Source organism: Dickeya dadantii NCPPB 898, from assembly GCF_000406145.1.
Classification (GTDB): domain Bacteria; phylum Pseudomonadota; class Gammaproteobacteria; order Enterobacterales; family Enterobacteriaceae; genus Dickeya; species Dickeya dadantii.
The window spans coordinates 1-400 of record NZ_AOOE01000050.1 but is presented as its reverse complement, the minus strand read 5'-3'; the positions used below and the strand labels follow the sequence as shown (position 1 = coordinate 400).

Below are 400 nucleotides of genomic sequence, written 5' to 3'. Positions count from 1 at the left end.
CGGTGACCGGGGTGTCTTCCAGCGTGGTGGCCGTGTCACTGCCGGCTACCGGGGCGTCGTTTACCGCCGTCACCGTAATGGTCAGGGTGCCGGTGACTACGCCGCCGGCGCCGTCGCTGACGGTGTAGGTCACGGTATCGGTACCGTTAAAGTTGGCATCCGGCATGTAGGTCAGCGTGCCGTCGGCGTTGATCACCACGGTGCCGTTGCCGGCGGTGGCAGCAGTGACGGTTAACGGGTTGCCGTCCACATCGGAGTCATTCGCCAGCACATCAACGGTGACTGGCGTGTCTTCATTGGTGGTGGCCGTATCGGCAGCCGCTACCGGTGCATCATTTACGGCGGTGACGGTCACCGTCAGCGTGCCGGTTGCCACGCCACCCGCGCCATCGCTCACCGT

At 65.0% G+C, this 400-nt stretch carries 1 protein-coding gene; it reads right to left on the bottom strand.

What is annotated here, in order from left to right:
- On the bottom strand, window positions 1–400 hold a 400-nt coding region (locus DDA898_RS00420; RefSeq protein WP_038909840.1), incomplete at both ends, for a cadherin-like domain-containing protein.